The organism is Methylobacterium sp. 092160098-2 (genome assembly GCF_028920805.1).
In the GTDB taxonomy this organism is placed as follows: Bacteria; Pseudomonadota; Alphaproteobacteria; order Rhizobiales; family Beijerinckiaceae; genus Methylobacterium; species Methylobacterium fujisawaense.
Window position 1 is genome coordinate 3,027,876 of the sequence record NZ_JAQPZJ010000001.1, and the last position, 22,816, is coordinate 3,050,691.

General features: G+C 71.7%; 16 protein-coding genes. 9 read left to right on the forward strand and 7 right to left on the reverse strand.

Features of this window, described 5'->3' with window-relative positions; all coding sequences use genetic code 11:
* The first annotated feature begins 79 nt into the window (after nt 1-79).
* The 3 genes from PQI07_RS14250 to PQI07_RS14260 all read left to right on the forward strand — a co-directional run bounded on the left by PQI07_RS14250 (nt 80) and on the right by PQI07_RS14260 (nt 4,457).
* Nucleotides 80-2,536 (forward strand): heavy metal translocating P-type ATPase, encoded by a 2,457-nt coding sequence (locus tag PQI07_RS14250; protein WP_274926827.1) that lies wholly within the window; start codon nt 80-82, stop codon nt 2,534-2,536.
* On the forward strand, nt 2,533-3,006 hold the full coding sequence (gene cueR, locus PQI07_RS14255; RefSeq protein WP_179697082.1) for a Cu(I)-responsive transcriptional regulator: 474 nt from the start codon (nt 2,533-2,535) through the stop codon (nt 3,004-3,006). The genes PQI07_RS14250 and cueR overlap by 4 nt, the downstream gene beginning before the upstream one ends.
* Before the next feature lie 278 nt (nt 3,007-3,284).
* A complete protein-coding gene (locus PQI07_RS14260; RefSeq protein WP_043381111.1) occupies nt 3,285-4,457 on the forward strand; it encodes a M20 aminoacylase family protein in 1,173 nt (390 codons plus the stop codon).
* A gap of 38 nt (nt 4,458-4,495) precedes the next feature.
* Here PQI07_RS14260 and PQI07_RS14265 read toward each other — a convergent pair whose 3' ends face one another.
* Nucleotides 4,496-5,896 (reverse strand): leucyl aminopeptidase family protein, encoded by a 1,401-nt coding sequence (locus tag PQI07_RS14265; RefSeq protein WP_274926828.1) that lies wholly within the window; start codon nt 5,894-5,896, stop codon nt 4,496-4,498.
* A gap of 129 nt (nt 5,897-6,025) precedes the next feature.
* On the opposite strand from PQI07_RS14265, the gene PQI07_RS14270 reads away from it, so the two are divergent.
* The 5 genes from PQI07_RS14270 (at nt 6,026) to PQI07_RS14290 (ending at nt 13,785) form a co-directional block, all read left to right on the forward strand.
* Nucleotides 6,026-6,844, forward strand: coding sequence for a tetratricopeptide repeat protein (locus tag PQI07_RS14270; RefSeq protein ID WP_446720978.1), 819 nt, complete (start codon nt 6,026-6,028; stop codon nt 6,842-6,844).
* Nucleotides 6,845-7,281: 437 nt separating this feature from the next.
* The gene (acnA, locus tag PQI07_RS14275; protein ID WP_053609056.1) at nt 7,282-9,981 is read left to right on the forward strand and encodes an aconitate hydratase AcnA; all 2,700 of its coding nucleotides are present in this window, start codon (nt 7,282-7,284) and stop codon (nt 9,979-9,981) included.
* 163 nt (nt 9,982-10,144) lie between these two features.
* The gene (locus PQI07_RS14280; protein WP_043356887.1) at nt 10,145-10,831 is read left to right on the forward strand and encodes a hypothetical protein; all 687 of its coding nucleotides are present in this window, start codon (nt 10,145-10,147) and stop codon (nt 10,829-10,831) included.
* A gap of 298 nt (nt 10,832-11,129) precedes the next feature.
* A complete protein-coding gene (locus tag PQI07_RS14285) occupies nt 11,130-12,791 on the forward strand; it encodes an OFA family MFS transporter (protein ID WP_052083660.1) in 1,662 nt (553 codons plus the stop codon).
* Between the two features lie 76 nt (nt 12,792-12,867).
* Nucleotides 12,868-13,785 (forward strand): LysR family transcriptional regulator, encoded by a 918-nt coding sequence (locus PQI07_RS14290; protein WP_043381106.1) that lies wholly within the window; start codon nt 12,868-12,870, stop codon nt 13,783-13,785.
* Nucleotides 13,786-14,181: 396 nt separating this feature from the next.
* Here the strand turns inward: PQI07_RS14290 and rpmG are convergent, their stop codons facing one another.
* The 6 genes from rpmG to PQI07_RS14320 all read right to left on the reverse strand — a co-directional run bounded on the left by rpmG (nt 14,182) and on the right by PQI07_RS14320 (nt 19,625).
* Complete coding sequence (gene rpmG, locus PQI07_RS14295) at nt 14,182-14,349, reverse strand: 50S ribosomal protein L33 (protein WP_020092568.1); 168 nt, start codon at nt 14,347-14,349, stop codon at nt 14,182-14,184.
* Nucleotides 14,350-14,455: 106 nt separating this feature from the next.
* The gene (locus PQI07_RS14300) at nt 14,456-15,643 is read right to left on the reverse strand and encodes an MFS transporter (protein WP_236952716.1); all 1,188 of its coding nucleotides are present in this window, start codon (nt 15,641-15,643) and stop codon (nt 14,456-14,458) included.
* Entirely contained in the window at nt 15,640-16,383 is a 744-nt protein-coding gene (locus PQI07_RS14305; protein ID WP_274926830.1) for an NUDIX hydrolase, read from the reverse strand. Before PQI07_RS14305 ends, PQI07_RS14300 begins: the two co-directional genes overlap by 4 nt.
* The gene (locus PQI07_RS14310; protein ID WP_274927723.1) at nt 16,340-16,804 is read right to left on the reverse strand and encodes a DUF983 domain-containing protein; all 465 of its coding nucleotides are present in this window, start codon (nt 16,802-16,804) and stop codon (nt 16,340-16,342) included. Before PQI07_RS14310 ends, PQI07_RS14305 begins: the two co-directional genes overlap by 44 nt.
* Nucleotides 16,805-16,827: 23 nt before the next feature.
* Nucleotides 16,828-19,149 carry a ribonuclease R gene (gene rnr / locus PQI07_RS14315; RefSeq protein ID WP_274926831.1) on the reverse strand — a complete coding sequence of 774 codons (2,322 nt, stop codon included), beginning with the start codon at nt 19,147-19,149 and terminating at the stop codon, nt 16,828-16,830.
* Nucleotides 19,150-19,286: 137 nt separating this feature from the next.
* Entirely contained in the window at nt 19,287-19,625 is a 339-nt protein-coding gene (locus PQI07_RS14320; protein ID WP_043355289.1) for a hypothetical protein, read from the reverse strand.
* 106 nt (nt 19,626-19,731) lie between these two features.
* On the opposite strand from PQI07_RS14320, the gene ydiJ reads away from it, so the two are divergent.
* The gene (gene ydiJ, locus PQI07_RS14325) at nt 19,732-22,815 is read left to right on the forward strand and encodes a D-2-hydroxyglutarate dehydrogenase YdiJ (RefSeq protein WP_274926832.1); all 3,084 of its coding nucleotides are present in this window, start codon (nt 19,732-19,734) and stop codon (nt 22,813-22,815) included.
* Nucleotide 22,816 lies beyond the last annotated feature (1 nt).

Sequence of the window (22,816 nt, forward strand, 5' to 3'; positions counted from 1 at the left end):
CGGCCCGCGCGCCCTTGACCTTCCCATGATGGGAAGCCCCATCTGACCCGGCATGGATGCTTCGAACCGGATCACCGCCATGTCGAAATCCGTCGCCCTGACCCTGCCCGTCACGGGCATGTCCTGCGCCTCCTGCGTCGGTCGCGTGGAGCGCGCCCTCGCGGCGCTGCCCGGCACCCGGGACGTGGCGGTGAACCTCGCCACCCAGCGCGCCAGCCTCGTCCTCGATGGGGGCACGAGCCTGGAGGAGGTCGCGACGGCGCTGGCGGAGGCCGGCTACCCCGTCCCCGAGACGCAGAGCCTGCTGGCCGTGGACGGGATGTCCTGCGCGAGCTGCGTGGGCCGGGTCGAGCGGGCGCTGGCCGCCGTGCCGGGGGTGACCGGAGCCAGCGTCAACCTCGCCGCCGGACGGGCCGCGATCCGGCATCCCGAGGGCGTCGTGTCGATGGACGATCTGGTGACGGCCGTGGCGGCGGCCGGCTACGACGCCCGCCCGGTCGAGGCCGGCCAGCCGGCCGACCCGTCGGCCCGTCAGGCGGAGGAGGGCCGCGCCCTGCGCCGCGACCTGATCGCGGCCGCCGTGCTCTCGGCGCCCGTCGTCGTCCTCGACATGGGCGGCCACCTTCTTCCCGGGCTGCATGGCGGCCCGGTGACGGCCCTGGTCCAGGCGATCCTCGCCACCCTGGTCCTCGCAGGGCCGGGGCGGCGCTTCTTCCTGCGCGGCGTCCCGGGCCTGCTGCGCGGCCATCCCGACATGAACGCCCTGGTCGCCCTCGGGGCCGGGGCCGCCTACCTGTACTCGCTGGTCTCGACCCTGGCGCCCGACCTCCTGCCGGCGGGGGCCGCGCACCTCTACTTCGAGGCGAGCGTTCTGATCGTCACGTTGATCCTGCTCGGCCGGACCCTGGAGGCCCGGGCCAAGGGGCGCACCGGCCAGGCGATCGCCCGGCTGATGGACCTGACCCCGAAGGCCGCCCGGATCGTCCGCGACGGCGCCGAGACCGAGGTACCCCTCGACGCCCTGCGCCTCGGCGACGTCGTCCGGGTGCGTCCGGGCGAGCGGGTGGCGGCGGACGGCGCCGTCGTCTCCGGGACCAGCCATGTCGACGAGAGCATGGTGACCGGCGAGCCCGCGCCGGTGCGCAAGGGGCCGGGCGATTCCGTGGTCGGCGGCACCCTCAACGGCCGCGGCAGCCTCGACCTGCGGGTCGAGGCCGTGGGCGGCGCCACCGTGGTCGCGCAGATCGCCGCCATGGTGGAGCGCGCCCAGAGCGGCAAGCTGCCGATCCAGGCCCTGGTCGACCGCGTCACGGGACGGTTCGTGCCGGCGGTGATCGGGATCGCCGCGGCGACCTTCCTGGCGTGGCTGCTCCTGGCGCCGGCCCCTTCGCTGGGGCCGGCCCTGGTCAACGCCGTGGCGGTGCTGATCATCGCCTGCCCCTGCGCCATGGGTCTGGCGACGCCCACCGCCATCATGGTCGGCACCGGACGCGCGGCGGCGCGCGGCGTGCTGTTCCGCGACGGCGCCGCGCTCCAGGGCCTGCGCGACGTGCGGGTCGTGGCCCTCGACAAGACCGGTACCCTGACCGAGGGCCGCCCCCGGCTCACCGAGATTGTGCCGGCTCCGGGCATCGCCGAGGCCGAGGCCCTGGCCCTCGCGGCCGCGCTGGAGACCCGCTCCGAGCACCCGCTGGCCGGCGCCGTGGTGGCGGCCGCCCGCGACCGCGGCCTCGCCATGCCCGAGCCGGACCGCTTCGAGGCAGTGGCGGGCTTCGGAATCTCCGGACGGGTCGCGGGCCGGGCCGTGGCTGTCGGCGCCCCGCGCTACCTGGAACGGCTCGACGTCGCCCTGAACCCGGATCTCGCCGCCCGCGCCGAGACGCTGGCCAGCCAGGGCCGCAGCCCGGTTCACCTCGTCCTCGACGGCCGCCATGCCGCGATCCTGGCGGTGGCCGATCCCGTGAAGGCGGGGGCCCGTGCGGCCGTGGCGGCCCTGAAGGCGCGCGGCCTCGTGGTGGCGATGGTCACGGGCGACGATCCCGTCACCGCCGCCGGCGTGGCGCGGAGCCTCGGCATCGACGCGGTGGCCGCCGGGGTATTGCCCGGCGGGAAGGTCGAGGCCGTCCAGCGGTTCCGGGCCGAGCACGGGCCGGTGGCCTTCGTGGGCGACGGCATCAACGACGCGCCGGCACTGGCGGAGGCCGATGTCGGGCTGGCCATCGGCACCGGCACCGACATCGCGGTCGAAAGCGCCGACGTGGTGCTGATGTCGGGCGACCTCGAGGCCCTGGTCGAGGCCCTGGCGCTGTCGCGGGCGGTGATGGCCAACATCCGCCAGAACCTGTTCTGGGCCTTCGCCTACAACGCCGCCTTGATCCCGGTGGCGGCCGGCGTGCTGGTGCCGTTCGGCGGCCCGGCCCTGTCGCCGATCCTGGCCGCGGGCGCCATGGCGTTTTCCAGCGTGTTCGTCCTCGGCAATGCCCTGCGGCTGCGCCGGGCCGGCGCGGCGCCCGCGCTCAACGCGAGGGCGGCATGAGCGCGGCGAGTCTGACGATCGGCGAGGCGGCGCGCCGCACCGGCGTCTCGGCCAAGATGATCCGCTGGTACGAGGCGACCGGCCTGCTGCCGCCGGCCGCGCGGTCAGAATCCGGCTACCGCCATTACGGCGACGCCGACCTCCACACGCTCCGCTTCATCCGCCGCGCCCGCGACCTCGGCTTCAGCGTCGACGCGATCGCGGATCTGCTGGCGCTCTGGCGCGACCGCGCCCGGCCGAGCGCGGGGGTGAAGGCGATCGCGCAGGAGCAGATCGCCGATCTGCGCCGCCGCATCGCCGAGATGGAGGGTATGGCGCGGACGCTGGAGCATCTGGCGGAGGCCTGCTGCGGCGACGAGAGGCCGGATTGCCCGATCCTCGACGATCTCGCCGCGGACGACCATCCGCCCGAACCACGGCGGCGCAGCCGCGGGCTGGCGGGGCGGGGACCGGCGCGGGGGTCGGCCTGAGCGGACCAGAAGGCGCACTGGGCCGCCGGCGGAGGCTCGGTGGCGCGCGACGATCCCGGCTCGCCTCCCTCACAAAACGGGGCGATCCGTTGAATCCCCCTGCGAGGTCGGTGCGCGGCGCTCCCGGTTCGGGTGGGTGATCCGGACGGCCGGGCTCTGCGCGTCGTCCGGATCGGGCCCTGGGCGCCGCGCATGCGCCAAGCGCGGCCGTTGACGGCGGCGCTGGCCCCGGCTTTGCTGGTCCGGCCCACCCCAAAGGCCACGAAAGCCCCGACCCGATGCCCGTCCTCGAACGGATCCGCGACTTCGCCGACACGATGACGGCGTGGCGGCACGACCTGCACGCCCATCCCGAGCTGCTCTACGATGTCACCCGCACCGCCGGCTTCGTGGCCGAGACGCTGCGGTCCTTCGGCTGCGACGAGGTGGTCACCGGCATCGGCCGCACCGGGGTGGTCGGCGTGATCCGGGGCAAGGGCTGCGCCTCCAACCGCGCCATCGGCCTGCGCGCCGACATGGATGCCCTGCCGATCCAGGAGGTGCGCGACCTGCCCTACCGCTCCACCGTGCCGGGCAAGATGCACGCCTGCGGCCATGACGGGCACACGACCATGCTCCTCGGCGCCGCCAAGTACCTCTCTGAGACCCGGGACTTCGACGGGGCGGCCGTGCTGATCTTCCAGCCCGCCGAGGAGGGCGGGGGCGGCGGCGAGGCCATGGTCGAGGACGGCCTGATGGAGCGGTTCGGCGTCGAGTCGGTCTACGGGATGCACAACATCCCCGGCATGGCGATCGGCACCTTCGCGATCCGCCCGGGGCCGATCATGGCCTCCACCGACCGCTTCACCGTGACCATCGAGGGGCGGGGCGGGCACGCGGCGCTCCCGCAGAACGCCATCGACAGCGTGCTCGTGTCGAGCCACGTGATCATCGCCCTGCAGAGCATCGTGTCGCGCAACCTCGACCCGGTGCAGCAGGCGGTGGTCTCGGTCTGTGCGCTCGAGGCCGGCGAAGCCTTCAACGTCCTGCCGCAGACCGTGACCATGCGCGGCACCATGCGCACGCTGTCCCAGGCGGTGCGCAGCCAGATCAAGGGACGGATCGAGACCCTCGTGGCCGACATCGCCGGCGGCTTCGGCGCCCGCGGCCGGGTCGAGTACGGATCGAGCTATCCGGTCACCGAGAACCATCCCGCCGAGACCGACTTCATGGCCGATGTCGCCGAGGCCCTGGTGGGGCGAGAGAACGTCGATCGCGCGGTGGCGCCGATGATGACCGCGGAGGATTTCTCCTACATGCTCGGCCGCCGCCCCGGCGCCTACATGTTCATCGGCAACGGCGACAGCGCCTCGCTCCATCACCCGCATTACGATTTCAACGACGCGGCTGCGCCGTACGGGGCTTCGCTGTGGGCGCGCCTGATCGAGACCGGCTTGCCGCTCACCGCCTGAGCGGGCTCCCCGCCGTCCCGACCCTCGCGGAGGCCGGATCAGCCCCCGTAGCGCGTCTTGAGCAGCGTGTAGGTCAGCCGCGCGGTCTGAACCTCGCCGCCCTCGGGCCGCCCGGGCTTGGTGGAGGGGTTCCAGCCGTAGAGATCGAAATGGCCGTGCGCCTTGGTGTTCGGTGCGAAGCGGCGCAGGAACAGGGCCGCGGTGATCGCCCCCGCGAACGGCCCGCCGGACACGTTGTTGAGGTCGGCCACCTTGGAGTCGAGGAGGCTCGCGTAGGGCGCGTGCAGCGGCATGCGCCAGACCGGATCGATCGCCGCCCGGCCGGCCTGTGCCACCGCTTCGGCCAGCGCATCGTCCTCCGTGAAGAAGGCGGGCAGGTCCGGCCCGAGGGCCACCCGGGCGGCGCCGGTGAGGGTCGAGAAGTCGAGGATCAGGTCGGGGGAGTCCGCGTCCGCGAGGGCGAGCGCGTCGGCCAGGATCAGCCGGCCTTCCGCATCGGTGTTGCCGATCTCGACGCTGAGCCCGGCCCGGCTCGGCAGCACGTCGCCGGGGCGGAAGGCGCTGCCCGATACGGCGTTCTCCACCGCGGGGATCAGCAGGCGCAGGCGCAGGCGCAGGCGCGCGCCCATGACCATGTCGGCGGCGGCCAGCGCTGCGGCGGCGCCGCCCATGTCCTTCTTCATCAGCAGCATCGCGGCCGACGGCTTGATGTCGAGGCCGCCGGTGTCGAAGGCCACCCCCTTGCCGACCAGGGTCACGCGCGGCGCATCCGCCGGCCCCCAGGTCAGGTCGATGAGCCGTGGTGCCCGGGGCGAGGCGGCGCCCACCGCGTGGATCAGGGGATACTCCGTGGCGAGCGCCCCGCCCTGCGTGACGGTGACGGAGGCGCCGTGGCGCGCGCCGAGCGTCCGGGCCGCCGCCTCGATCTCGGCGGGGCCGAGATCGTTGGCCGGCGTGTTGACGAGATCGCGGCCCATCGCCACCGCGGCGGCGATCCGCTCCACCTCGGCCGCGTCGATGCCGGCCGGCGCCACGAGCCGGGCTTGGCTCCCGCCGCCGGAGCGGTAGCGGCCGAAGCGGTAGCTCCCCATCAGCCAGGCGAGCGCCGCCTCGGCGGGCTCGGGCGCGTCGTCCAGCCGGAACACGCCCTCCGGCAGCAGCCCCGGCAGCTTGCCGACGAGCAGCCGGTCGTGGGTCGCCGCCTCCGGATCGCCGAGGCCGAACAGAACCCGCGCGAGGCTGCCGTCGGGGCCGGGCAGCAGTGCGAGGCCGCCCGCCTTGGGCTTGAAGCCGATGGCCCGGGCGAAGCTCCGCTGGGTCGGTTCCAGGCCGGCTTCGACCTTTGCCCAGCTCCCGGTCGTGACCAGGCTCACCGGCACGGCCTGCGTGTCGCCGGGCAGGAGCCCGAGGGTCGTCGCCGGAATCTCGGCCTGGGTCATGTGCCTCTCGCATGCCGTCCGGATAGGCGGCTTAACCGGTGGTTAGGGTTAACGCTCTATCACCGGCCGGCCGGGAGCGTGAAGCGCGTGCCATCGCGTCCAGGCCAAATGCCGGCGGAGCGTACCATGATGACGGCCCTGATCCGGGTCACACGATCCCAGGCCAATGCCGGTGGCCGCGCCGCTCTGGTGGCGGCCGTCGTCGCGCTGGGGCTTGCCGGCTGCAACACCCGCTCTCCGGAAACGACCGGCTCGATCGGCTCGCTCGAGGGCACACCGGCCGCCGCCGCGGTGCCCGCGCGACAGGACATCGACCGGCTGGCCGAGCGGTTCAACGCCGATCCCACCGACGGCCGCACGGCGATCGCCTATGCCCGCGCCCTGCGGGCCACCGATCAGATCAGCCAGGCCTCGGCGGTGCTGCAGCAGGCGGCCCTGCGCAACCCGCGCGACCGGGTCCTCCTCGGCGCCTACGGCAAGTCGCTGGTCGAGGCGGGTCGATTCCGCGAGGCGATCGACGTGCTCGCCAACGCGCATACGCCCGCCAATCCCGACTGGCGCATCCTGTCGGCACAGGGCTCGGCCTCCGCCCAGCTCGGCGAGCAGGAGCGTGCGCAGAGCTTCTACGAGGCCGCCCTCAAGATCCGGCCGAACGAGCCCTCGCTCCTGTCCAATCTCGGCCTGTCCTACGCGCTGTCGCGCAATCTCGATCTCGCGGAGCAGACCCTCCGGCAGGCCGCCGACCAGCCCGGCGCCGACGCGCGGGTGCGGGCGAATCTCGCCATGGTCCTGGGCCTCAAAGGCCGCTTCGCCGATGCCGAGGCGGTCCTGCGCCGCGACATGAGCCCCGAGGAGGCGGCCACGAACGTCGCTTCCCTGCGCCGGCTCGCGGCCCAGCCCAATCGGCCCAAGTCGCTGTCCGGCCTGGGGGCGCCGGGCCAGGGGTGACGCGACGGCCCATCGGCCTGATACTTCGGTCCGATCTGCGCCGAAACCCGTGGCGGCCGGTCACCCCGCCGGTCCGGGCCCGCCCTCAGTGTTCGCGACCGACGATGCACCCGACGCAGAGGTCGCCTGACCCCATGCGCGGAACGGGACGGCGCACGCACCCGCTCACCGCCCTCGTGCCCGCTCCGCACCGTGCCCGACAGGAAAACGCACCTGTCACGACGACCCGGTAGCGGCCAGATTCGAAAAGTTCTATATCCCTCCCCGGCTGCGCCGCGCGGCATCACGGGCGTCCAAATCGCCCCCGCGCATCGTCCTGCCCGGGCACTCCCGGGGCGGCGCGCGCCCGTCGGGCGCTACACAGGCCGAACACGGATCTCGTAGCGCAGGTCTTGCCTGCGCGTGTTCGACAACCCGCAGCGAGGATAGAACCAGCCGTGCCCTCACTCGACAGCTTCAAGGCCCGCCAGACGCTCGAAGCCGGCGGCAAGACCTACACCTACTATTCCATCCCCGAGGCCGAGAAGAACGGCCTCGCCTCGGCCACCGCGCTGCCCTTCTCCATGAAGGTGATCCTGGAGAACCTGCTGCGCTGCGAGGACGACCGCTCGGTCAAGAAGGCCGACATCGCGGCCGCCGTCGGCTGGCTCGACCAGAAGGGCAAGGCCGAGGTCGAGATCGCGTTCCGCCCCGCCCGCGTGCTGATGCAGGACTTCACCGGCGTGCCGGCGGTGGTCGACCTCGCCGCCATGCGCGACGCCATGGTGGCGCTGGGCGGCGACCCGCAGAAGATCAACCCGCTGGTGCCGGTGGATCTCGTCATCGACCACTCGGTGATCGTCGACGAGTTCGGCACCCCGAAGGCGCTGGCCGACAACGTTGCCCTGGAATACTCGCGCAACGGCGAGCGCTACACCTTCCTGAAGTGGGGCCAGTCGGCCTTCGACAACTTCTCCGTGGTCCCGCCGGGCACCGGCATCTGCCACCAGGTGAACCTGGAATACCTCGCCCAGACCGTCTGGACGAAGTCCGAGGACGGGTCCGAGGTGGCCTATCCCGATTCGCTGGTCGGCACCGATTCGCACACCACCATGGTCAACGGCATGGCCGTGCTGGGCTGGGGCGTCGGCGGCATCGAGGCCGAGGCGGCCATGCTCGGCCAGCCGCTGTCGATGCTGATCCCCGAGGTGGTGGGCTTCAAGCTGTCGGGCAAGCTGCCCGAGGGCACCACCGCCACCGACCTCGTGCTCACCGTCACCCAGATGCTGCGCAAGAAGGGCGTGGTCGGCAAGTTCGTGGAGTTCTACGGCCCCGGCCTCGACGACATGGCGGTCGCCGACCGGGCCACGATCTCCAACATGGCCCCGGAATACGGCGCCACCTGCGGCTTCTTCCCGATCGACCAGAAGACCATCGACTTCCTGAAGGTCACCGGCCGCTCCGACGACCGGATCGCCCTGGTGGAGGCCTACGCCAAGGCGCAGGGCATGTGGCGCGACGCCCAGACCCCCGATCCGGTCTTCACCGACACGCTGGAGCTCGACATGGGCGAGGTCCGGCCCTCGCTCGCCGGCCCGAAGCGCCCGCAGGACCGGGTGCTCCTCGACGGCGCCAAGCCGGGCTTCGCCGGCTCGATGGAGACCGAGTTCAAGAAGGCCGCCGACATCGCGCGCCGCTACCCCGTCGAGGGCACGAACTTCGACCTCGGGCACGGCGACGTGGTGATCGCGGCGATCACAAGCTGCACCAACACGTCGAATCCCTCGGTGATGATCGGCGCCGGGCTTCTGGCTCGCAATGCGGTGGCCAAGGGCCTGCGCTCCAAGCCGTGGGTGAAGACCTCGCTCGCGCCCGGATCGCAGGTGGTCGGTGAATATCTCGAAAAATCCGGCCTGCAGGACCCCCTCGACGCGCTCGGCTTCAACCTCGTGGGCTTCGGCTGCACGACCTGCATCGGCAATTCCGGCCCGCTGCCGGAGGCGATCTCCAAGGCCATCAACGACAATGACATCGTGGCCGCGGCGGTGCTCTCGGGCAACCGCAACTTCGAGGGCCGCGTGAACCCCGACGTGCGGGCGAACTACCTCGCTTCGCCGCCCCTCGTGGTCGCCTACGCGCTGGCCGGCTCGATGCAGATCGACATCACCACCGAGCCGCTCGGCCTGGGCTCGGACGGCAAGCCGGTCTACCTCAAGGACATCTGGCCGTCCTCGGCCGAGGTGCAGCAGTTCATCGAGGAGAACATCACCTCGGCGCTGTTCAAGTCTCGCTACGCGGACGTGTTCGGCGGCGACCAGAACTGGAAGGACGTCGAGGTCACCGAGGCCGAGACCTTCGCGTGGAACCCGGGCTCCACCTACGTGCAGAACCCGCCCTACTTCGTCGGCATGGAGAAGACCCCGAAGCCGGTCGAGGACATCGCGGATGCCCGGATCCTCGGCCTGTTCCTCGACTCGATCACCACCGATCACATCTCGCCGGCGGGCAACATCCGCGCGGCCTCGCCGGCCGGCGAGTACCTGCAGTCGCATCAGGTGCGCGTGCAGGACTTCAACCAGTACGGCACGCGGCGCGGCAACCACGAGGTGATGATGCGGGGCACCTTCGCCAACATCCGCATCAAGAACCAGATGGTGAAGGACGCCTCCGGCGGCGTGGTCGAGGGCGGGTGGACGCACTTCCAGCCCTCCGGCGAGAAGATGTTCATCTACGACGCGGCGATGAAATACGCCGAGCAGGGCACGCCGCTCGTCATCTTCGCCGGCAAGGAATACGGCACCGGCTCGTCGCGCGACTGGGCGGCGAAGGGCACGAAGCTGCTGGGCGTCCGCGCCGTGGTGGCCGAGAGCTTCGAGCGCATCCACCGCTCGAACCTCGTCGGCATGGGCGTGGTGCCGCTGGTCTTCCAGGGCGACACGAGCTGGCAGTCGCTGGGCCTGAAGGGTGACGAGACCGTCACCATCAAGGGCCTCGCCGGCGAATTGAAGCCCCGCCAGACGCTCACCGCGGAGATCAAGTCCGCCGACGGTTCGGTGAAGCAGGTCCCGCTGACCTGCCGGATCGATACCCTCGACGAGCTGGAATACTTCCGCAACGGCGGCATCCTGCCCTACGTGCTGCGCTCGCTCGCGGCCTGACCATGCACCGGGCGGTCCTCGGGCCGCCCCCGCGACCGATGAGGCGGCGTCCCCCGGGCGCCGCCTTATTTGTTTCTCAGGGCGATCATTTCGCTTGCGCACAACCTTGTTTCGCGCGCGTGTCGCCCCATAACCGGGCTTCCGCATCCAGGATGGGACCCCGATGAAGCACCTCAGCAAGACCCTCGCCGCCGCCGGCCTGACCGCCCTCCTGTCGAGTGCGGCCTTCGCCGCGCAGGTCGAGCGCGTCCGCGGTACCGTCGACAAAGCCGACGGCAGCACGCTCACGATCAAGACCGACGACGGCAAGACCGAGACGGTGGATGTCGCGGGCGCCAAGTTCGCCTGGGTGGTCCCGTCGAGCCTTGACCAGATCAAGGACGGCGTCTTCATCGGCACCGCCACCAAGGGCGAGAACCCGATGACCGCCCTGGAGGTCGTGCTCTTCCCCGAGTCGATGCGCGGCACCGGCGAGGGCCATTATGGCTGGGACGCGATCACCGATCAGACCGCCGGCGCCGGCGCCAAGGTGAAGAGCGCCATGACCAACGGCACCGTGAAGGCCGAGACGTCGGGCGCGCCCAAGGTGAAGAGCGCCATGACCAACGGCACCGTGAAGGCCGACAAGGCGGCCTCCGGCGGCGAGCGCACCCTGACGGTGAGCTACGGCAAGGACGGCTCCAAGGAGATCGTGGTGCCCTCCTCGGCGCCGATCGTCGCGTTCGAGCCCGCCGACAAGGCGATCCTGACGCCCGGCTCCAAGGTCTTCGCCGTGGTCGCCAAGGATGGCGCCAAGGCCGACGGCAAGCTCATCGCGGTCGGCAAGGACGGCCTGACCCCGCCCATGTAAGGCCGGACGGCCCGCCCGACGCACTCCGTCGCGCGGGCCGATCAAGGGCCTGGGGGCGACGTTCGATCTTCGCCTAGCAGCCGCGTCGCGGAGGCCTTCGGCCCGCCGGGAGGCGGTCAATCGGTCCGGCCTCGACGCGCGGGGCGAAAGTCCATTCGCCGGGAAGGCCCATACAAACGGCGCGGGAACGGATTAAAATTGCTTCCTCAGCGTGCCACGCGCTGGTGCCGTGCACACAAATCGCGCATCTTCCGCCGCCGAGCGGCCCGTCAACGAGGCTGCGGCGGAGGAATCCAAGATGGGCGCTGGAGTGGCGGGCGCGATCGCGCCTGAGAGAATCCCGAATCTGTTGTCGCGCGAGCGGATCGTCGCCAAGCCGGGCTTCAACCGATGGTTGGTCCCGCCGGCGGCGCTGGCGATCCATCTCTGTATCGGGATGGCCTACGGCCTGTCGGTGTTCTGGCTGCCGCTGACCCGGGCGCTCTCCGTGGGTCAGCCGGCTCCTGCCGCCTGCCCCGACATGGGCGTGATGACGGCCCTGTTCACGACCACCTGCGACTGGCGGGTGAGCGACCTCGTCACCGTGTTTTCCATCGGCATCGTCGTGCTCGGCCTCTCGGCCGCCCTGTTCGGTGGCTGGCTGGAACGGGCCGGCCCGCGCAAGGCCGGCATCGCGGCGGCCCTCTGCTGGGGCGGCGGCTTCCTGATCGGCGCCTTCGGCGTCTACGTCCACCAGCTCTGGCTGGTCTGGCTCGGCATGGGCCTGATCGGCGGCATCGGGCTGGGCCTCGGCTACATCTCGCCGGTGTCCACGTTGATCAAATGGTTCCCGGATCGCCGCGGCATGGCCACCGGCATGGCGATCATGGGCTTCGGCGGCGGCGCGATGATCGGCTCGCCCCTGGCGGACAGCCTGATCAAGAGCTTCCGGACCGCGGATTCGGCCGGTGTCTGGCAGACGCTCGCCGTGATGGGTGTCGGGTACATCCTGTTCATGCTGGGTGGCGCCTTCGGCTACCGGGTGCCCCCGGCCGGCTGGCGCCCGGACGGCTGGACCAACCCGACCGCCAAGAACGCCATGATCGCCTCGGGCCACGTCCATCTGCGCGACGCGCACAAGACCTTCCAGTTCTGGATGATCTGGCTCGTCCTGTTCCTCAACGTGTCCGCCGGCATCGGCGTGCTGGCGCTGGCCTCGCCGATGCTCCAGGAGATCTTTGGCGGCGAGCTGATCGGCCTGCCGGGCACCGGCTTCTCCGCCCTCGACGCCGGCCAGAAGGCGCAGGTCGCCGCCATCGCGGCGGGTTTCGTCGGCCTGCTCTCCCTGTTCAACATCCTGGGCCGGTTCTTCTGGGCCTCGATGTCGGACCGGATCGGCCGGAAGGGCACCTACGCGATCTTTTTCGCCCTGGGTGGCCTCCTGTATGCGGCCGCGCCCTGGGCCGCCGGCATCGGCTCGCAGGCGCTGTTCGTCGCGATCTTCTGCGTGATCCTGTCCATGTATGGCGGCGGCTTCGCGACGGTCCCGGCCTACCTCGCCGACGTGTTCGGCACGCAGTTCGTGGGCGCCATCCACGGGCGCCTGCTCACCGCGTGGTCGATGGCGGGCATCGTCGGGCCCTTCGTCATCACCAAGATCCGCGAGGCGCAGGTCGCGGCCGGCGTGCAGGGGGCGGACCTCTACGGCCGCACCATGTACGTGCTCGCGAGCTTCCTGGCGGTCGGGTTCCTCTGCAACCTGCTGGTCCGGCCGCTGGCGCAAAGGTGGTTTATGTCCGATTCCGAGCGGGCCTCCCTGGATGTCCGCTCGGGCGCCACGGCCTCCGGGCCGTCGGGCTCCTTCGGCATCGGCCGCGGCGGCTTCAGCCCCGGCGCCGGCCTGGCCTGGGCGGTGGTCGGCATCCCGATCGTCTGGGGCATCGGCATCACCCTGTCCAAGGCGTTCATCCTGTTCCGCTGAACCCGATCGCTCGGTTGTGGCAGGCACGGCGGGTCGCTAGGTTTCCGGCGCCTCGCCGTGCCGGGATGCCTTCGTCGTGATCGACAAGTTGGACTTCCTGCTCGCGCTCGCCCGCGAGCAGCATTTCGGGCACGCCGCCGAATCCTGCGGCGTGACCCAGCAGACCCTCTCGGCCGGCGTGAAGCAGCTGGAGAACCGCTTCGGCGTGCAGCTCGTGCTGCGCGGCTCCCGCTTCCAGGGCTTCACGCCCGAGGGCGAGCGGGTGCTGGAATGGGCACGGCGCATCGTGGCCGATGCCCGGGCCATGCACGAGGAGGTCACCGGCCTGCGCCGGGGCCTCACCGGACACCTGCGCATCGCCGCCATCCCCACGGCGTTGCCGATGATCGTCAATCTCACAACGCCCTACCGCGAGCGCCACCCGGACGTGCGGCTGACGGTCGAGTCCGCCACCTCGACCGACATCTTCTCGCTGATCGAGAACCTGGAGGCGGATGCCGGCCTGACCTACCTCGACAACGAGCCCCTGGGGCGGGTGGTCTCCGTGCCGCTCTACCGGGAGCGCTACCGCCTCGTCACGGCGATCGGCGGCCCCTTCGACGGCCGGTCCAGCGTCACCTGGGCCGAGACCGGCAGCCTGCCCCTCTGCCTGCTCACGCCGAACATGCAGAACCGGCGGATCATCGATCATCAGATCCGGGAGGCGGGTGTTGACCCCGCCGCAACGCTCGAATCGAACTCGATGATCGTGCTTTTGACCCATGTCCGCACCCTGCGCTGGGCCTCGATCATGCCGGAGATCCTGGTCGATGCGCTGGGGCCCATGGAGGGCGTGCGCACCATACCGATCACCGCCCCGGACCTGGAGCACACGATCGGCCTGGTCGCTCCGCGGCGCGAGCCGTCCACACCGATGGTGACGGCCCTCGTAGCTATCGCGCGGTCCCTGGCGCGGACGCTCGATCCGGATCTGGCCGCGTCGGGGACCGCCTGAGCGGTCGGCTCCGTGCGCGGACCGGGGCGGGGCGTTCCAGGAGCCATCGGCGGGCCGCGCCGAGGGCATGCACCGGCAGCGTCAGGACAAGCCAGATCGCCAGTACCGCCCCGGTGATGAGGATCGCCAGCAGGATCCGCTGCATCGAACCCGCCCTCCGCCAGCCGGGCTGGCCGAAACCGCGGGCCGGAAATCGGCCGGCGAATCGCGCAGCGTCCGGGACGAGTGAGGGTTAACGAGTCGTGCTGGCGCCAGGCTGTCGGCCGCTCGGGCGGCGGCCGGACAGCTGCCGGGAACGCGCGCCATCGTCGCGCGAGGCGGTGCCGAACAGAAAAAGCCGCCCCGTTTCCGGAGCGGCTTCCCGTCGGCGGTCAGGCTGCGATGCAGCCAGCGACCTTACTTGATCTTGGTTTCCTTGAAATCGACGTGCTTGCGCGCGACCGGGTCGTACTTGCGCATCGTCAGCTTCTCGGTCTGCGTGCGGGAGTTCTTCTTGGTGACGTAGAAATAGCCCGTGTCGGCGGTGGAGACGAGCTTGATCTTGACGGTGACGGCCTTGGCCATGGCGCGGCGCTCCTGCAGGGTGCGGCATTCCGCGTGAGCGAAACGCAAATGGCCGGGAGAGCCCGGCCGAATACGGGCGGGTGAATGCCCGATCGGGCCCGGCAGGTCAAGAGCGTGGGCCCGATCGCTCCGTCGCGGCGAGCCAGCCGGCGAAGGCCAGGAACAGGGCGAGCAGCGCCAGGGCGAAGCCGTGCGGCGGCACGAGGTCGAGCCCGCCGCCGATCACCGGCGGACCCAGCATCAGACCGACATTGTAGAGCACCACGAAGGCCGCGTTGGCCCCCGCGAGATCGTTCGCGGGGGTGCGGTCGCCGAGCATCGCGAGGCCGACCGTGTAGAGGGTGCCGGCAATCCCGCCCCAGACGAGAAGGAGCAGGCCGAACGCCACCGGGTTGCCGGCCGCGAATGGGATCAGGGCCGACCCCGCGGCGCCCGCGAGGCCCGCGCCGAGCAGCACCGCGCCGCGGTCGAGACGGTCCGCGAGCCAGCCGAACGGGATCTGGAACAGCACGTTGCCCAGCGCGATCAGGCTGACGAGGCCGGCCGCTCCTTGCGCGTCGTAGCCGAGGCGCAGGCCGTACAGGGGCAGGATGGCGAAGATGCCGGTCTCCACCGCGCCGTAGGCGAGGGCCGCCGCCAGGGCGCCGGGGGCGAGCCGGACGTATCCGAGGATGCCGCGGCCGGAGCCCGTCTCGATCGTCGGCGACAGCCCCCGGGCCAGAAGGATCGGCAACCCGCCGGCCAGCATGAGGACGGCTCCCGTCGCGTAGGGCGCCGGTCCCTCGGTCCCGACCAGCGCCAGCAGGAGCGGCCCGACCGCGAAGCCCGCCGCCAGGACGGTGGCGTAGATGCCCATCACGAGGCCGCGGCGCTCCGGCGGGGCGGCGGCGTTGATCCAGTACTCGGAGAGGACGAACAGCGCGCCGAGCGTCATCGAGAAGACGAAGCGCAGGGGGAACCACAGGGCGAGGCCCGGCAGGAGCGGGAACAGGGCGAGGCTGACCGCTCCGACGACGAGCGCCAGTCCGAGCAGAGGCGCGACGCCGATGCGTGCTGCGAGCCGCGGGACGAACGGCACGGTGCAGATGCTGGCGATGCCCGCCACCGCGGTGTTGAGCCCGATCAGCGTGCTCGACGCACCGCGCCGCTCCATCTCGATCGAGAGGAGCGGGATCGACAGGCTCAGGCCGATGCCGACGACGGTGACGCAGGTCACGGCCGCCGCGATCGCCGCCACCTCCTCCGACCTGATCCCGCGCGGCTGGTTCTGCTGCAAGCCGTCTGGACGGCTCACAAGGCCACCCGCTCGCGCCGCCCGTAGCGCTCGTAGTGGAAGGGAATCATCCGGTGGGGCACGAAATCGGCAGCGATCTGGGCCTCCAGGTCGTCCAGGATCGCGCGGGTTATGTACGGCAGGTCGAGCTTGCGGGCGGCGTCGAGCCGGACCCAGGCCAGTTCGGTGAACTCGGCGTCGGCCTGAATCCGTCCCGGCTCCTCGGCCGCCACCCCGCGGCGGTCGATCGCGAAGAAGCGCGTGTCGAACCGGCGCACGCGCTTCGGCGGGGTGATCGCGCGGGCCACGAGATGGAGCGCTTCGAGATCGGGGAGGACGCCGTGGCGGCCGAAGCCCTCCCAGCCCGCCGGGGGATCCTCGGGAGCGCCGTGCTCGGTCGTGCCGAGCAGCAGGCCGGTCTCTTCGTAGGTCTCGCGGATCGCGGCGAGCGCCAGGGCCCGGCCGAGATGGTGCGGCGGCCGGGAGACCTGCCGGGTCAGCGCCGCCTCCGCGTAATCGGGAAGCGCCCCGGCCACCGGCATGTGGCGGTCGCCGAGTTCGATCCGGCCGCCCGGGAAGACGAACTTCCCCGGCATGAAGGCGAGGTTCGGGTTGCGACGGCCCATCAGGACCTTCGGGCCGCCCTTTCCGCGCCGGTCGATGACGATCATGGTCGCGGCGTCCCGCGGCCGCAGGCGCGCAGCGGCCGGCTTGCCCTCAGGAGCTGTGGCGATCTCGGGCTCCTGCTGCGGCAGCGGCAAGGTGCGTCTCCTCCGGCCCCGGGGCGGGGCGGCTCCGCGGTAGCGTGGCGAAGCCGTGCATGCCAAGGGCGTATTGCAGTCCGACGACGGCGCCCTTCACCGGCTGGAGCAAAACCAGCGCGAACAGGAGCGTGAAGATCGGCCAGACCCCCATCTCCACCCAGAGAGGCACGTCGTAGGCGCTCTCGGTCTCCAGGATCAGGTAGCCGACGATGTGGGCGACGATGAAGATCACCACGTAGGGCGGCAGGTCGTCGGCCCTGTGGTGGTGCAGCTCCAGGCCGCACACGTCGCATTCCGGCCGCACCTTGAGGAAGCGGCCGAAGATCCGGCCCTGGCCGCAATGCGGGCAGCGTCCGACGAAGCCCCGGGCCAGCGCGGGGATCAGGCGGGTGCGGGCCGGGATCGCATCGGCGGTCATGGAATCGGTGTACATCGGCCGGGTCAGCGGCGCGAGCCGCGGTGGCGCGACCCGGTGTTGCGGATGCCGGGGGGGCGGCCGGGCGGCGCGGGCTTGAAGGGCCGGCCGCCGGATTTCTTGCCGGGCCCGGCGTTCCGGGCGCCGGAGCGGGTCCGACCCTCGCTGAGCAGCTCGAAGCGCAGAGCCCCGGCCACGGGCGCGGCCTCGACGAGCCGGACCTCGACACGATCGCCCAGGCGGAACGTCTCTCCGGTCCGCTCCCCCACCAGGGCGTGGCGGCCCTCCTCGTGGCGGAAATAGTCGGCGCCGAGCTGCGACACCGGCACGAAGCCGTCGGCGCCGGTCTGGTCGAGCTTGATGAACAGGCCGGCCCGGGTCACGCCGGCGATCTGGCCCGCGAAGGTCGCCCCGACCTGATCGGCGAGGTGATGGGCGATCAGCCGGTCGATGGTCTCGCGCTCGGCCGCCATGGCGCGGCGCTCCGCAGCCGAGATCTGCTCGCCGATCTGCGCCAGCTCGCCGAGGGAGACGTCGCCCGCGAGCCCGTCCGAGCCGAGCCGGCAGGCGGTGATCAGCGCCCGGTGCACGATCAGGTCGGCGTAGCGCCGGATCGGCGAGGTGAAGTGCGCGTAGCGGCGCAGGTTCAGGCCGAAATGCCCGAGATTCTCGGGGGCGTAGACGGCCTGGGCCTGGCTGCGCAGGATCACCTCGTTGAGGAAGACCCCGTGCTCGGTCTCGGCCGCCGTGGCGAGGATCCGGTTGAACAGGGCGGGGCGCAGCGCCCCTTCCTTGGGCAGCTTGATGCCCACAGAGGCCAGGACCTCGCCCAGCGCCCGCATCTTCTCCAGGGCGGGCTCGTCGTGGACGCGGTAGATCAGCGGCTGGCGGGCGTGCTCCAGGGTCTCGGCGGCGGCGACGTTCGCCTGGATCATGAACTCCTCGATCAGCCGATGGGCGTCGAGGCGCTCCGGCACGATCACCCGGTCGACCGCGCCCTCGGGGCTCAGGAGAACCTTGCGCTCGGGCAGGTCGAGGGCGAGCGGGCCCCGGCGGTCACGGGCCGCGCGCAGGGCCGCATAGGCCGCCCAGAGGGGGCGGAGCGCCGTCTCCAGCAGCGGCCCGGTCGTGTCATCCAGCTGCCCGTCGATGGCTCGTTGCGCCTGCGCGTAGGCGAGCTTGGCCCGGGAGCGCATCATCACCCGGTGGAAGCCGTGGCGGCGCATCTCGCCGTCGGCGGCGATGACCATGCGCACGGCGAGCGCCGGCCGGTCCTCGCCCTCGCGCAGGGAACAGAGATCGTTCGAGATCCGCTCGGGCAGCATCGGCACGACCCGGTCGGGGAAATAGACCGAGTTGCCCCGCTCCAGCGCCTCGCGGTCGAGGCTGGAGCCGGGGCGGACATAGGCCGCCACGTCCGCGATGGCGACGGTGAGGATGAAGCCGCCGGGATTGGCCGGATCCGGATCGGCCTCGGCCATGACGGCGTCGTCGTGGTCCTTGGCGTCCGGCGGGTCGATGGTGAGGAGCGGGCGGTCGCGCCAATCCTCGCGGCCCTTCAGCGTGGCGGGCTCGGCGGCATCCGCCTCGGCCAGGGTCGTGTCGGCGAAGACGTGCGGGATGTTGTGAAGGTGCAGCGCGATCAGGCTGACGGCCTTCTCGGACCCGAGTGAGCCGAGCCGCTCGCGGACCCGGCCCCGCGGCAGGCCGAAGCGGGTCTCGCGCTCCAGGGAGACGCTGACGAGGTCGCCGTCGCGGGCCTGCCCTTCTTCGCCGGGCGGGATCAGGATCTCGCGCCCCTGCGAGCGCTTCTCGACGGGCACGATCCGGCCGCCTTGCGCGCCGGCCCGGTAGACGCCGATGATCTCGGCCTTGTTCTTCCCGATGACCTTGACGACCCGGCCGGTGTAGCCGCCCTCGGCGTCGCGCTCGACGCGGATCAGGGCGCGGTCGCCGATGCCCGGGGCCGGCCGGCTGCCCTTGCGGGGGCCGCGCGGCTGCGTCAGCACGATGGCCGGCGGCTTGCCCGTGCCGGTCCATTCCACCGGTATCGCCAGGAAATCGCCGTGGCGGTCGCGGGAGCGGATGTCGGCCAGCACGACCGGCGGCAGATGGCCCGCCGGGGCGAGGCCGCCGCGGCCACGGTCGAGGGCGCCCTCCGCCTCGATCTCCTTGAGGATGCGCTTCAGGTCGATCTTGGCGGCCCCCTTGATGCCGAAGGCCTGGGCGATCTCCCGCTTGCCGACGCGTTCCTTCGACTCGGCCACGAAGGCGAGGATCTGCTCGCGGGTGGGGAGGGGCGGAGGAGCATCGGGCTCGGCCGCGGGGGCGGTGGTGCGTCGTGCCAAAAGGGGGATGCCGAACGGTTCTACGGTAGACGGGACCCGCGTGCGGGCGCGGGACCGAGGCGTCGGTCCTGTAGGACTAACATGGGGGCCCCGCCCGCCCGCGGCAACGCCGCCCCGGCTTTCCTCAACAGGCGCGATCAGCCGGTCGAGGCGCTCGTCCGGATGCGTGCCACGGCTTGGTCCATGTCGAGACCGGGTGCGAGCAACTCGTCCAGGGTGAAGGGACAGGCGCGCGGCAGGGTCAGGTTCACCCGTCCTTCCTGCGGCGCCAGCTCCGGCGTCTCGGCCTTCCGGATGGCGAGCGTCCAGGCGCCGTCCATCCGCAGGCTCTCCGGCTCGGGGGGATCGTCCGCGAGGGCCCTGAGCTTGGCGCGACCCGCATCGCGGCACGCGCGGCTCAGGCCGTCGTCGGAGAGAAGGGCGGCCTTGATCAGCTCGGCCAGGGCATCCCTGACTCGTTCGACGCTCGCGTTCATGGGTATCCGTCCCGAAGATCGCGGGTGCGTGGCAAGCCGGATGCCAGCGCGCGCGTCATCCCGTCGCCGATGGTCTCCCGCGCTCCGCCGGGTGTAGAAGGCGCGGATGATCCCGGTCCTGACCCGCCACACTGAGGCCGTGCCGCTCTATGTTGCCGCCTGCGCCGAGTTGCGCCTGCGCGGCTTCGAGGGCGATCTGACGCTGTCGGACGCCGACCGCACGGTCTTCTCCACCGACAACTCGATCTACCAAGTGGCGCCGGGGGCCGTGGCCTTTCCCCGCAGCCGCGACGATCTCGTGCGCATCGCCAAGCTCCTCGAGGATCCGCGCTTTTCCGAGATCGTGATCCGGCCCCGGGGCGGGGCGACCGGTACCAACGGCCAGTCGCTGGGCCACGGCCTCGTGGTCGACACCTCGCGGCATATGAACCGCATCCTGGAGATCGACGTCGCGAACCGCTTCGTCCGGGTCGAGCCGGGGGTTGTGAAGGACCAGCTCAACCGGGAGCTCGCCAAGCACGGCCTGTTCTTCGCCCCGGAACTCTCCACCTCGAACCGCGCCACGATCGGCGGCATGATCTCCACCGATGCCTGCGGGCAGGGCTCGTGCCTCTACGGCAAGACCCGGGACCACGTCCTGGCGCTGACCTGCGTGCTCACCGACGGCACGGTCTGGACCGCCGAGCCCCTCGACGCGGAAGGCCTCGAAGCCGCCAAGGGGCGCAACGACCGGGTCGGGGCGATCCACCGCACCATCGATGCCGTCGTCACCGCGAATGCGGCACTCATCGCGGAGCGCTTTCCCAAGCTCAACCGCTGCCTCACCGGCTACGACCTCGCCCATCTGCGCGATCCGGCGGGGCGGTTCGACCTCAAGAGCGTGATCTGCGGCTCCGAAGGAACCCTGGCGCTGATCGCCGAGGCGCGGCTCAACGTGCTGCCGATCCCGAAGGCCGCGGTGCTGGTCGCGCTGTCCTACGTCGATTTCGATGCGGCGCTCCGCGACGCGCAGGCGCTGCTGCCCTTCGGTGCCGCCTCGGTGGAGACCATCGACTCCACGGTGCTGGCGCTCGCCCGCAAGGATCCGATCTGGGCCGAGGTGCGGGCCTTCTTTCCCGACGATCCGGCCGGACGGCCGGTGGACGGTATCAATCTCCTGGAATTCGTCGGCGACGACGCGGCCTCCGTGGAGGCCGCCCTGGCGCGGCTCACCGGCCTGCTGGAGGCCGAGCGCGGCACCGACACGAAGCGCCTCGGCTTCACCATCGCCCGGGGCGACGCCATCGAGCGGCTCTGGACCATGCGCAAGAAGGCGGTGGGCCTCCTCGGCGCCGCCCAGGGCGATGCCCGCCCGATCCCCTTCGTGGAGGATACGGCCGTCCCGCCGGAACGGCTCGCCGATTTCATCGCGGAGTTCCGGGCGCTCCTCGACGGCAAGGGGCTGCGCTACGGCATGTTCGGCCACGTCGATGCCGGCGTGCTGCATGTCCGGCCGGCCATCGACCTGAAGGATCCGGACCAGAACGGCCTGATCCGCGAGGTCACGGAAGGCGTGGTCGCGCTCACCGCCAAGTATGGCGGCCTGCTCTGGGGCGAGCACGGCAAGGGCTTCCGGTCGGAGTTCGTGCCCGCGACCTTCGGGCCGCTGATGCCGGCGCTGGAGGCGGTCAAGCGCGCCTTCGATCCGGGCGACCGGATGAACCCGGGCAAGATCGCCTCGGCCAAGGGGGAGGGGCTGACCCGGATCGACGGCGTGCCGCGCCGGGGCGAGCAGGACCGCACCATCCCGGCAACGGTCCGGCGGGGGTTCGACGAGGCGCTCCATTGCAACGGCAACGGCGCCTGCTTCTCGTTCGATGCCGACGAGGCCATGTGCCCGTCCTGGAAGGCGACGCGGGAACGTCGGCATTCGCCCAAGGGTCGCGCCTCGCTGATGCGCGAGTGGCTGCGCCGTGCGGCGGAGGCGGGGATCGACCCGGCCGCCGAGCTGGCGCGGCAGCGCGCCGGGTGGCTGCACGACGTGGCGGCGACCTTGCGGAGCGGTATCCGCCGCCGGTCGGAGGCCGACGATTTCTCCCACGCCGTCAAGGAGGCGATGGATGGCTGCCTCGCCTGCAAATCCTGCACGGGGTCCTGCCCGATCAAGGTCGATGTGCCGACCTTCCGGGCCAAGTTCCTGGCGCTCTATCACACGCGCTACGCCCGGCCGCTGAAGGATCACCTCGTGGCGGCGTTGGAGCCGCTGCTGGCGCTGGCAGCCCGGATGCCGCGCCTGAGCAACGTCGTCCTGACCAATCCGGTGGCCCGGCTGCTTCTGGCCCGGGCCGGGCTGGTGGCGATCCCGGCCCTGTCGCCCGTCGCTCTCACGGAGCGACTGGCGGATCTCGGGGTCGCCGTCGCGACGCCGGACGCCCTGGCCCGGCTGGATGCGCAGGAGCGGGCGCGGGCCGTGCTGGTGGTGCAGGACGCCTTCACCACTCATTTCGACGCGGACGTCGTGGCCGATAGCTGCGCACTCCTCATCGCCCTCGGCTTCCGGCCCTGGCTCGTGCCCTACCGGCCGAACGGCAAGCCGCTGCACGTGCACGGCTTCCTGGCGCGGTTTGCCGCCGTCGCCCGGTCCAATGCCGCGATGCTGCGCGATCTCGCCAGGCACGGCGTGCCCCTGGTCGGGATCGATCCGTCGATGACGCTGACCTACCGGTCCGAATACGCGCAGGCGCTGGGCGACGATCTCCCGAAGGTCCATCTCCTCCAGGAATGGCTGGCCGCCCGGCTCGACCGGATCGCGCCGGGCCAAGGCGGCCGCACGATGCGGCTGCTGCCCCATTGCACCGAGCGCACCAACGCTCCGGGCGCGGTGCGGGACTGGCAGGCCGTGTTCGCCCATCTCGGCCTGCGGCTCGAAGTGCCGGCCGCCGGCTGCTGCGGCATGGCGGGGACCTACGGGCACGAGGCGCGCCAGCGCGCCACCTCCGAGGCGATCTACGGCCTGAGCTGGGCCCGCCACGTGGCCGAGGCGCCCGGCTGCACCCTGCTGGCGGACGGATATTCCTGCCGGTCCCAGGCCACGCTGGTCGACGGCGTGCGGCTGCGACACCCGGCCCAGGCGCTCCTCGAGCATGTCCGTGCGGATGCCGGCGGCGCTGCGGCCTTCCATCCCGCCCGCGCCGCGGCTGCGGCGCCATGAG

Excerpts from the sequence above, each read along its gene's own strand:
- PQI07_RS14250 (WP_274926827.1), top strand. The coding sequence starts at position 80 with ATGTCGAAATCCGTCGCCCTGACCCTGCCCGTCACGGGCATGTCCTGC.
- cueR (WP_179697082.1), top strand. The coding sequence starts at position 2,533 with ATGAGCGCGGCGAGTCTGACGATCGGCGAGGCGGCGCGCCGCACCGGC.
- PQI07_RS14260 (WP_043381111.1), top strand. The coding sequence starts at position 3,285 with ATGCCCGTCCTCGAACGGATCCGCGACTTCGCCGACACGATGACGGCG.
- PQI07_RS14265 (WP_274926828.1), bottom strand. The coding sequence starts at position 5,896 with ATGACCCAGGCCGAGATTCCGGCGACGACCCTCGGGCTCCTGCCCGGC.
- PQI07_RS14270 (WP_446720978.1), top strand. The coding sequence starts at position 6,026 with ATGACGGCCCTGATCCGGGTCACACGATCCCAGGCCAATGCCGGTGGC.
- PQI07_RS14280 (WP_043356887.1), top strand. The coding sequence starts at position 10,145 with ATGAAGCACCTCAGCAAGACCCTCGCCGCCGCCGGCCTGACCGCCCTC.
- PQI07_RS14285 (WP_052083660.1), top strand. The coding sequence starts at position 11,130 with ATGGGCGCTGGAGTGGCGGGCGCGATCGCGCCTGAGAGAATCCCGAAT.
- rpmG (WP_020092568.1), bottom strand. The coding sequence starts at position 14,349 with ATGGCCAAGGCCGTCACCGTCAAGATCAAGCTCGTCTCCACCGCCGAC.
- PQI07_RS14310 (WP_274927723.1), bottom strand. The coding sequence starts at position 16,804 with ATGACCGCCGATGCGATCCCGGCCCGCACCCGCCTGATCCCCGCGCTG.
- PQI07_RS14320 (WP_043355289.1), bottom strand. The coding sequence starts at position 19,625 with ATGAACGCGAGCGTCGAACGAGTCAGGGATGCCCTGGCCGAGCTGATC.
- ydiJ (WP_274926832.1), top strand. The coding sequence starts at position 19,732 with ATGATCCCGGTCCTGACCCGCCACACTGAGGCCGTGCCGCTCTATGTT.